Origin of the sequence: Microcoleus sp. T3_D1, assembly GCF_036700405.1 — a bacterium.
In the GTDB taxonomy this organism is placed as follows: Bacteria; Cyanobacteriota; Cyanobacteriia; order Cyanobacteriales; family Microcoleaceae; genus Microcoleus.
The window spans coordinates 1-8,270 of record NZ_JAUBOV010000144.1; the positions used below are offsets into that span (position 1 = coordinate 1).

Annotated in this window: 7 protein-coding genes; 5 read left to right on the forward strand and 2 right to left on the reverse strand. The window is 45.1% G+C overall.

What is annotated here, in order from left to right; genetic code table 11:
- Positions 1 to 390: 390 nt before the first annotated feature.
- The 5 genes from pyrH to QT992_RS32355 all read left to right on the forward strand — a co-directional run bounded on the left by pyrH (position 391) and on the right by QT992_RS32355 (position 6,165).
- Entirely contained in the window at positions 391 to 1,119 is a 729-nt protein-coding gene (gene pyrH / locus QT992_RS32335; RefSeq protein WP_333076369.1) for a UMP kinase, read from the forward strand.
- A complete protein-coding gene (frr, locus tag QT992_RS32340; protein ID WP_333147410.1) occupies positions 1,106 to 1,654 on the forward strand; it encodes a ribosome recycling factor in 549 nt (182 codons plus the stop codon). Before pyrH ends, frr begins: the two co-directional genes overlap by 14 nt.
- Positions 1,655 to 1,825: 171 nt before the next feature.
- Positions 1,826 to 2,086: a hypothetical protein gene (locus QT992_RS32345; RefSeq protein ID WP_333239457.1), complete on the forward strand. Its 261-nt coding sequence runs from the start codon at positions 1,826 to 1,828 to the stop codon at positions 2,084 to 2,086.
- Between the two features lie 250 nt (positions 2,087 to 2,336).
- Positions 2,337 to 2,789, forward strand: coding sequence for an NADAR domain-containing protein (locus QT992_RS32350; protein ID WP_333342348.1), 453 nt, complete (start codon positions 2,337 to 2,339; stop codon positions 2,787 to 2,789).
- A gap of 370 nt (positions 2,790 to 3,159) precedes the next feature.
- Positions 3,160 to 6,165 (forward strand): GAF domain-containing protein, encoded by a 3,006-nt coding sequence (locus QT992_RS32355; RefSeq protein WP_333342346.1) that lies wholly within the window; start codon positions 3,160 to 3,162, stop codon positions 6,163 to 6,165.
- A 72-nt stretch (positions 6,166 to 6,237) separates the two neighbouring features.
- Here the strand turns inward: QT992_RS32355 and QT992_RS32360 are convergent, their stop codons facing one another.
- Both QT992_RS32360 and QT992_RS32365 read right to left on the reverse strand, forming a co-directional pair.
- Complete coding sequence (locus tag QT992_RS32360; protein ID WP_333342344.1) at positions 6,238 to 6,846, reverse strand: DUF4276 family protein; 609 nt, start codon at positions 6,844 to 6,846, stop codon at positions 6,238 to 6,240.
- Positions 6,843 to 7,988, reverse strand: coding sequence for an AAA family ATPase (locus QT992_RS32365; RefSeq protein WP_333342342.1), 1,146 nt, complete (start codon positions 7,986 to 7,988; stop codon positions 6,843 to 6,845). The genes QT992_RS32360 and QT992_RS32365 overlap by 4 nt, the downstream gene beginning before the upstream one ends.
- Positions 7,989 to 8,270 lie beyond the last annotated feature (282 nt).

The following is an 8,270-nucleotide window of genomic DNA, read 5'->3' on the forward strand; positions in this document are numbered from 1 at the left end:
GTGGAACAGGCATCTTGCCTGTTCACCTAGCATTCACAGAAAAAAAATAAATCCGGTTGTGGAACAGGCATCTTGCCGGTTCACCTAGCATTCACAGAAAAAAACTCAATCCGGTTGTGGAACAGGCATCTTGCCTGTTCACCTAGCATTCACTGAGAAAAAATAAATCCGGTTGTGGAACAGGCATCTTGCCTGTTCACCTAGCATTCACTGAGAAAAAATAAATCCGGTTGTGGAACAGGCATCTTGCCTGTTCACCTAGCAGCCCGCGCCACAAACAAATTCTCTTGCAACACAAGCAGGCTGCCTGTTCCGGGCAATTGATGTTCAAAATGCACCCGTACTGCTATCTTATGGTGGAGGCAAAAAGAGTAAAAAAATAGTGGCGGCATGGGGATGGTATATCAGCGAGTTTTGCTGAAGCTCAGCGGTGAAGCGCTGATGGGTAGCTTGGGCTACGGCATCGATCCGATAGTGGTTCAGTCGATCGCCCAGGAAGTGGCCAAAGTCGTGTCCCAAGGCATTCAAATCGCGATTGTTGTCGGTGGCGGCAACATTTTTCGCGGGGTGAAAGCTGCTTCGGCAGGGATGGATCGGGCAACGGCTGATTATGTGGGCATGATTGCTACGGTGATGAATGCTATCACTTTGCAGGATGCCCTTGAACAAGCAGGAGTGCCAACGAGGGTGCAATCGGCGATCGCCATGCAAGAAGTAGCTGAACCCTACATCCGGCGGCGGGCGATTCGCCACCTAGAAAAAAAACGAGTAGTGATTTTTGGTGCCGGTTCTGGCAACCCTTTTTTTACTACTGATACTACAGCCGCTTTGCGGGCGGCTGAAATTGATGCAGAGGTGATTTTTAAAGCTACTAAGGTAGATGGGGTGTACGATTCCGACCCCCACCTCAACCCCAACGCGCGCAGGTATCAAACCCTCACCTATGCCCACGTCTTGAATCAAGATTTGCGGGTGATGGACAGTACGGCGATCGCCCTTTGCAAAGAAAATAATATTCCTATTATGGTATTTGACCTCTCGGTGTCGGGCAACATCTACCGAGCTGTAATGGGAGAATCTATTGGAACTCTTGTCGGAGGTTTTTGTGAAGTTAGCTGAAGCAGAAGATCATATGCAAAAGGCAGTTGAGGCTACTCAACGGTCTTTTAATACTATTCGGACGGGACGGGCCAACGCCTCCCTCCTCGATCGAGTCATGGTAGATTACTACGGCTCTCCAACTCCGATCAAATCCCTTGCCAACATCGGCACCCCGGATGCGACTACGATCACCATTCAACCGTTCGATCGCACAGCGCTTACCTCGATCGAAAAAGCAATTTCCCTGTCCGATGTAGGACTCGTTCCCAACAACGACGGTTCAGTTATTCGCTTGAACATTCCGCCGCTGACGAGCGACAGACGCCAAGAATTTGTCAAAATGGCAAGTAAGTTTGCTGAAGAAGGTAAAGTGGCAATTCGCAATATCCGCCGCGATGCCGTTGACTCGATTCGCAAGCAGGAAAAAAGCAGCGATATCTCTAAAGATGAATCCCGCGACTTGCAAGATAAAATTCAAAAGCTGACGGACAAGTACATTGCGAAAATAGAAGAAGTTCTGGCATCGAAAGAGAAAGATATCACGACTGTTTAGGGAATGGGAAATTGGGCAGGGGGAATAGGAATAGTTTTGAGATTGCTCAGAGTCGGCCGCGAACAACGAGCAGACGCTTAGTCATTTGTGAGTTGTGAGTTAAAAACTCAAGATTTAACACTCATTAACTTACGAATTCCTCCTGCCCCATGACCAATCACCCATTACCAGTTGTCCGGTGAAGGAATTCGTCCTGCCATTTTTAGTGGATTTAAGGCTGCTGAGGCGATCGATCGAGCTCTTGGAGGTGCCGACGACGCTAAGGAGCCTTACACTCAATCGATCGCCCAAGAATGGAACACTCATCTGATTTGGGCCAGTCGCTTGGCTAGAGCATTCTATCAGTTTACAGGAGCTGCTTACAGAGCGGGCGTCAAATTGCCGATGACTACTCAGTTGATGAGCCAAATTTTGTGTGGCGAACTGCGTTAGGCCGATATCGCTAACCGCGCTCTTAAAAAGCTGATGCCGTTTTAGAACGAAGGAAGTTCAGCAACGGATTTAACGCATGGATTTTGAGGGAAGAAAAAAGAGAGAATCTTCTTAAATCCCAATTCCTTATTCTCAATTCCTCATTCCCAATAGCGGTAAGGTGCGCCCCTAAGCACCCTAGATAATTGGATTTTGCGTAAATCCTGTAAAATTTAAAATCTAAAATCTAAAATCTAAAATCTAAAATCAAATGATAATTTATTTTTATAAAGTAGAGGAGCCTTACGGCTGCTTTTCTAATTTTTCACTACACGACATTTGTCTGCACGGTCAATATTGGTTGACTGTGGAACATTACTATCAAGCCCAAAAATTTGTCAGCACTGATGAAAGATTAGTGGCGGCGATTCGAGCCGTAGCAACTCCTCAAGAAGCCGCTAAATTAGGTCGCGATCCCACCCACCGGATTCGCGCTGATTGGGAAGCCGTGAAAATTCCCATTATGCGCGAAGCAGTTTTAACTAAGTTTCTCACTCATACAGACATTCAAGCTATTCTCCTCGCCACAGGGGATCGAGTCATTGTCGAGGATTCGCCAACGGATTACTACTGGGGGTGTGGCTGCGACCGAACCGGTCAAAATCATTTGGGTAAAATTCTGATGAGCGTGCGCCAAGAAATTAGTCAGGGCCTTGCGCGCTGATAGAAACTCAAATTCTTTCGTTAATTATCATTATATGAAGTTATACAACAAATGTCAAGTTATCCTAACAATGAATAATTTTCATAGTGAGAGTTTAAGATTGCGAGAAATTTATAAGAGCATTAAAATAATAATTACTATTTGCTTAAGTCGCTCTGCCTGTTGAAGGCAAGGATTAAACCGGCGCGATCGCAGATTTTACTTGCCCCAGCCCACCAGAGGCGATACACCGTCGTCTCTGACAAGTGCGCGACGGATTAATTGTACAGATCGGTTGAGTCAAAAACTCAGGGTGAGGCATTTGAGTTTAAACGCTCCAACAGCAGATCAAAACTTCTTATTATCATTGTATAAGTACAAAAGGAGATTTATGCAACTCAGAGAAAATACGCAAGAATTACATTATAAACTAGACAGAGAAGTTTTGATACGGCGGATAACAGAACGCATTCGCCAATCTCTAGAATTAGAAGATATTTTAACCAGTACGGTAGCAGAAGTGCGGTCTTTTTTGAAAACAGATCGCATTATGATTTACAGGTTTAGTGCCGACGGCAGTGGAGAAGTTGTTGCTGAGTCAATTAATAACAACCATCTCCCTTCCTTGAAAGGACTGCACTTTCCAGCAGACGACATTCCCGCAAGGGCCAGGGAGATGTATGTCACTTTGCGCCAGCGGACAATAATAGATGTTAACTCAGGGACGATCGTCCTGAGTCCCCTCGATGCAGCAGACACCGGTCAACCTTTAGTAAATGAAGAGATCCACTACAGATCGCTCGATCCTTGCCACACCGCTTACCTGATGGCAATGGGAGTGCAATCTTCCTTAGTCGTGCCGATTTTGCACCGCAGGAGTGCGTCGCCAAACAGCAAAACAGATATCTGCGATGCGGCGACGTGTCTGACTCGATACGAGCCAGGAAATAATCAAAAAATTCACATCGAACTGTGGGGACTTTTAGTGTCTCACCACTCCGCGCCCCTCAATATTTCACCAGCAGATTTAGAAGTAGTTCAGCTCGTATCAGATCAATTGTCTAGCGCTATAGCCCACGCCCTCCTCCTCCAGCAAACCCGCTCTCAAGCGGCCCGCGAAGCTACCGTGAGCCGCATAGCAGCCCTGTTGTATGGTCACGTCAACATTCAACTGCAACAGGGTTTAGAAGCCACCGTCACCGCTTTGGGCGGTAGCGGCGGCAGACTCTATCTCAACCAGCCGAAAATCAACGGTGAAAAGTTATCCGCTTCCAAGATTGAAGGAGGATTGCCAATTGCCCCGGCCCACAGTGATGCTACCTTTGAACTGTTCACAACAGGAGAACAACCGACACTTCCCAACTGGGAAAAAGTTAAGGCGATCGAAGCTCATCCCCTCTGGCAGGAATGGCTAACCAAAGGATTCAAAAATACTGAAGAACTTCCCAAATTTCCAATTTTTACTAATTCTCAATTACCTGTTGGGATAATTACAGACTTATACAAAGAACCTCTATTTAGAGTTTTAGTGCCCGCTTTCCAAGCTACTCAAATTCGGGGTTTGCTGGTAATTCCCCTCCACTACAAACAACAAGTAGTCGGCTGTTTAACCATTTTTCGCAATGCAATTGATACCGAAAAAATGTGGGCGGGCCGGTTTGACACCAGCGCTGAACAAACCCTTCCCAGACAATCCTTTGAACTCTGGCGAGAAATAAAAAAAGGTCAGTCGTCCGAGTGGAAGTACGAGGAAATCGAGCAAGCTTTAGCCATAGGCAGCCAATTTTGTTCGGCAATTGGGCAGTACGTTCTTAATAAAGAAGTGCAGACCCTGAATGCCAACTTGGAGCGCCAAGTTCAAGAACGCACCGCCCAATTGCAAAAATCCTTGGACTTTGCCAGAGTATTGACGCGAGTTAGAGACCAGATTCGCAGCACCTTAGATTTAAAAATCATACTGCAAACTATTGTGCGAGAAGTCAGAGTTTTGTTGGATACCGATCGCACGGTAATCTACCAATTTGCGGCAGACAAACAGGGCGAGGTAGTTGTCGAAGCTGTTTGCGGCCAGTGGCGGTCAATTTTAGGTATCAAATCTCCAGAAGGATGCTTTCCCGAAGGCTCAGACTGCTTTTATCGAGCCGGACGGGTGGGAGCAATTAATGATATTTATACTCATGATTTAACACCCTGTCACCGCGAATTTTTGGAAGATTTGCAGGTGAGAGGAAGTTTAATTGTGCCCATGATGGGCAAAGATTCGCAATTGTGGGGGTTGCTAATTGCCCATGAGTGTTCCGGGCCGAGAGTTTGGCAAACGGCAGAACAGGAATTGCTGCAACATTTAGCTGCTCAAGCTGCGATCGCCATTCACCAAGCAGAACTTTATCAAGAAAGTCTCAATGCAGCAACTGCCGATCGATTAAAAGCCGAACAGCTAGCTAAAACAGTCACAGAATTGCACAATACCCAAGCCCAACTGATTCAAACCGAAAAAATGTCCAGTCTCGGACAACTCCTGGCGGGAGTCGCCCACGAAATCAATAACCCCGTTAACTTTATCTACGGCAATCTCTCCCACGCCAGCGAATACACCAAAGATTTGCTCTGCTTGGTGGAACTCTACCGCCAGCACTACCCCAATCCCAACCCAGAAATTAGCGAGTGCTCCGAAGCAATCGACATCGAATTTCTTGCCGAAGATTTGCCAAAAATTTTGGGTTCCATGACAGTCGGAGTTGAGCGCATCCGCCAGTTAGTTGTATCTTTGCGTAATTTTTCCAGGAGCGATCAAACCGAGAAAAAAGCCGTTGACATTCACGAGGGCATCGACAGTACCCTGTTGATTTTGCAGCACCGGATCAAAGCCAATTCTGAGCACAACACCGTAGAAATCATTAAAGAATACGCCAATTTGCCCTTAGTAGAATGCTATGCCAGCTCGCTCAATCAGGTATTTATGAATCTGATCGGTAATGCCCTTGACGCCCTAGAAATGGGAAAAAAAGAGCGAGTTATGAATCTTCCCTTTCAAGCGGCAAGTGCAGCGGCGACGCATTTAAGCTCCCAAATACTGGCTATCGAGTCAGGAGATATAAATGCGACCACCGAGTGTTTGATTCCTGATTTCCCATCCCCTTGCATTCGGATTCGCACCCAATTAATCGCTGAAAAAACGGTAGGAATTTGCATTGCGGACAATGGTCACGGCATCCCCAAAGAGTTAATCTCTCACATATTTAATCCGTTTTTTACTACTAAACCCGTAGGTCGGGGGACGGGTTTAGGACTTTCTATCAGTTACCAAATTGTAGTTGAGAAACACCAAGGCGTACTTAAATGTGTTTCTGTACCCGGTCATGGTACAGAGTTCTGGATCGAGATTCCCCTGAATTAGGTAGAACAACCTAAAAAACTGAACACCCACAGTCCCGACTTCTTTAAGAAGTCGGGGCTCTAACATCGGACATCAAGAAATTATTTTATCTTCATCGCAGAGAGAGATAATTCGATTCACAAAAGCTTTTAGCTCTGGACAAGCTTGAATCGCAATCATCAGATCGTTGTTTTTCAAAATAGCCATTCCATCAATCACTTTGTTATAGTCTTTTCCGCGTGTTCCAGAGCTAAAAATCTCCTTAATCAAATAAGAAGGTGGCTTTTGATGATTCACTGTTTCAGGCGAACCGCTAGGAGCAGAACGGTTGTGTTTCGCTAGCTTCTGGATAGTTGTCCAGTAGGGAAGAAGCCATGCTTCAAAATCATGTAATGCTGTGTGAGGATAGAATTTTGGGTTTTTATCTACCCATGTCATCATTTTCTCTTTAGCATCATTGGCATCTTTAAAGTCCGGCTTTCCGGTATAAACGTCTGTAAGTGCAATTACAGCATCATAGCCATCATTATCGAGGAGAGTTTCAACTATTTTCTTGAGTTTCCCTTGCTTGGGAATTCCACCATGTTGTGGTTTAAAGTCTAGTCTGGGCATTTTTTGCTCTAAACGACTTTGCAGAAACTCATGAAGCTTCTTTCTAAATGCCATTTCAGTAGCACCTTCAACCAAAATAGCAATTCTCATGGACGGCCACCCATCACATTCATTTCCCAAACCTGGTCAAGACTGTAATCTTCTAACCATTTATCCAGGTTAAGAGTGTCAGCCCACCTCATTTTTGCCTCCCCTTCTTCCAAATCGCAGACCAAAATCTCGCTTGGATCGAGAAATCTGATGAGTCTATCTGAGTGTGTGGCAACTATCAGTTGAGTGTGTTTTGAAGCTTCTCTCATTAGATAAACTAAGTGTCTTAAGAGTTCCGGGTGTAGGCTAACTTCTGGTTCATCTAGCAACGTAATAGTTGTTAAAGTTTGACTTTGCAGGAGCGCAACCAACCAGAGGAAGCGCAGCGTTCCTTCTGATAGCTCATGGACATAGAAAGGCTGAGGAAAATTTCTATCTGTCCAAGTCATAGACATAGTTCCTGCGGCAACCGGAGGAAAGTTTAATCGATCGAAATCTGGAAAGGCAGCAGAAATGATATTTTCAACCATTTCAAAACTGTCTCTATCGGTCTCCCGAAGGTCATAAAGACAGGAAACGAGGTTTTCACCGCTTGCTCCAGGCAACTTTGCAGGGCGCATTGCTTGAGGTAGACGGATGGGACTTTTCTCTGAAACATCGAGTGATCCATAATATGTGCAAGAAGCAAGGCTCTTTCTCAGGTTCTCAGGTTCGCGATACATTTTAGGAACTTGAGAAAGCGATGTTTCGAGAGGATTATGCTCCCAATTAGGTCTCAGAAGTTCACTGCCTTCTTGAAAATATTTAATATTCAACCCTTGTGATTCAATATACTTGAATGGTTCAGCTCTGTTGGGATTTCTCTGCTGTGTTAAAGATTCGTCTCTGACTTCATAGGACAAACCTTTGGGTGACAATGTTAAGCTGTACTTCAAAGGTTGTTCCTTTGGCACTTGCATTGAAATTTCAATTTCAAGTTCTTGTACTTTACCTCTTGTCAAAATTTCATTCAAGCCGCCTTTAAGTTGCAATAAATTCTGTAAATTTCCACTTGCTGAAGCGGCTAGTATTGAAAGAACATCTAAAAAAGAAGTTTTTCCTGCTCCGTTTGCACCAATCATGACGATGAGATTTCTCATCTCAAGCTCAATATTTTGAAGACGCCGAAAACCCCTTACTGATATATTTTCAAATCTATTCATACTACTAACCATCATTACTATCAATAGTTAAACTAGCCTAGACAGATAGATCCAGACTAGGCTAAGTATACCTGCCTTACAGACATTAGGGGTTTAGTAAAGCCAGATGGGTGTATGAAACGCTCTACATCGCTTGGGTTGGCGCAGCATGAAAAGTCGTTGGAGCAGGCCGTTCACAAGTCTTTAACTACCAGCCGGGAAGTCGCGGGCGTATATTTAGAGGGGATTAATCAGAGCGCTGGGCCCCGTACCCCGTTGGGAATTACGCCCGCGTGATGAAAG

What these genes read in the sequence shown, in the direction of transcription:
- pyrH (WP_333076369.1), top strand. Translation starts at nt 391, where the DNA reads ATGGGGATGGTATATCAGCGAGTTTTGCTGAAGCTCAGCGGTGAAGCG.
- QT992_RS32350 (WP_333342348.1), top strand. Translation starts at nt 2,337, where the DNA reads ATGATAATTTATTTTTATAAAGTAGAGGAGCCTTACGGCTGCTTTTCT.
- QT992_RS32355 (WP_333342346.1), top strand. Translation starts at nt 3,160, where the DNA reads ATGCAACTCAGAGAAAATACGCAAGAATTACATTATAAACTAGACAGA.
- QT992_RS32360 (WP_333342344.1), bottom strand. Translation starts at nt 6,846, where the DNA reads ATGAGAATTGCTATTTTGGTTGAAGGTGCTACTGAAATGGCATTTAGA.
- QT992_RS32365 (WP_333342342.1), bottom strand. Translation starts at nt 7,988, where the DNA reads ATGAATAGATTTGAAAATATATCAGTAAGGGGTTTTCGGCGTCTTCAA.